Source organism: Ruegeria profundi, from assembly GCF_001507545.1.
In the GTDB taxonomy this organism is placed as follows: Bacteria; Pseudomonadota; Alphaproteobacteria; order Rhodobacterales; family Rhodobacteraceae; genus Ruegeria; species Ruegeria profundi.
On record NZ_LQBP01000029.1, the window covers coordinates 1 to 1673 of the forward strand.

The following is a 1673-nucleotide window of genomic DNA, read 5'->3' on the forward strand; positions in this document are numbered from 1 at the left end:
GAGCCGAGGGTGTGTGGAAACTCGCGTAATTTCTCCTTGCTGAAGGTTTTCTGCCGTCTACGTCGGCCAGCCTCGGTTTATGGGCGACATTGGCGCCCTTTGGATCGGAAGGGCGCGGAGATTGGAGGCTGATGCGTTTTTCGGCGGGTAATTTGAGCCAATTGCCTCTTTTCAGGCTGGAATGGCGGCCAGAAGTCCCCGAACCCCGATCAGGGCGATCATGCGCTTGATGTTATAGGCAAGCACGTGGAATGCCATCTCGGTGCGGACGTTTCCGAGCCTGCGCATCCGAAAGTGCGTTGCGCCCATCCAGGCCTTGATCGTGCCGAACGGGTGCTCAACAGTCGAGCGGCGGAGCGACATCAGTGTAGGATCGCGGCTCATTCGATCGCGCATCGCATCCACAAGGTGCTCGTGCTCCCAGCGGGTGATCCGACGTTCCTTCCCGGTGGTGCAACGCGCTTTGAGCGGGCAGGTCTGACAGACACTGGCCCAGTAACGCCGCACCACCAGACCGGCCTCCTCGGTCGTGTAGCGATATGTCAGCGTCTCGCCTGCAGGACACCGGTAGACATCCGCGTGTGCGTCATAGGCGAAGTCGGCCTTCACATACATGTCCTTCTTGCGGTTGCCCGAGGTCTCGGGCCGTGGGAGGGTCGTGGTGATGCCGTCCTGATGACAAGCCAGAATCTCGCGGCCGCTGAAATAGCCCTTATCGGCAACCGCGCTCATCTCGTCGCGGCCGAGCGCTGTCTTCGCCCGCTTGGCCATCGGCGACAGCTGCTCGCGATCGTGCCCGTCATTGATCACATCATGCGTCACGATCAAGTGGGTCTCGGTATCCACCGCGGCCTGGGCATTGTAACCCACGAACCCGCTTCCCTTGGCGCTCGTCGCCATGGAACGAGAGTCCGGGTCAGTCAGGGAGATCTGGTTGTCTGTGGAATTCTTCAGCGCCCGGTCCATGTCCTGCAGGCGCTGGATCTCCTGCTGGATGCGGCCGTAGCGCCGGTGGAGGTTGGCGAGCTTTTCCAGGCGTGCCTCGCCCTCTTCCTGCCTATCGATGCGCACCATCTCGTCAATGTAGCGTTCGACGCTGGCTTCGAGATGTGCGATCCGGCTTGCAACCTTGCCCGTTGTGAAGTTCTTGTCGCGATTGTTTACGGCCTTGAACTTGGAGCCATCGATCGCGACACAGTCGCCCTTCAGAACTCCGATCCGGCGGCAAAGTTCCACGAACTGCGCACAGGTCCGACGGATGGCATCACCGTTGTCGCGCCGGAAATCGGCAATTGTCTTGTGGTCTGGCGCCAATCGCCCGGTAAGCCACATGACCTCGACATTCCGTCCAGCCTCCCGCTCCAGCGCTCGGCTGGACGGAACCCGGTTCAGATAGCCGTAGATGAACAGCTTCAGCAGGACTGATGGGTGATAACCCGGCCGACCCGTTGGCGCGGGACAAGTCCGGGCGAAGCCAATCTCCGTAAGATCGATCTGATCCACGAAAAGGTCGATCACACGGGCCGGATTGTCCTCGCAGATCCAGTCCTCCAGCCGGTCTGGAAACAGCGTCGTCTGCCCCCGATCCGTCCCCTCAATATACCCCGACATGCCCGCCTCCGGTCTTTGCCGAAAAGCATACCACAATCGGAGTTTCCACACAGCCTCAGCCC

The 1673-nt window shown here is 60.7% G+C and carries 1 protein-coding gene; it reads right to left on the reverse strand.

Annotated elements, in window-relative coordinates:
• Window positions 1–171 precede the first annotated feature (171 nt).
• Window positions 172–1611 carry an IS1182 family transposase gene (locus AVO44_RS20505; protein WP_068341350.1) on the reverse strand — a complete coding sequence of 480 codons (1440 nt, stop codon included), beginning with the start codon at window positions 1609–1611 and terminating at the stop codon, window positions 172–174.
• Window positions 1612–1673: the final 62 nt, after the last annotated feature.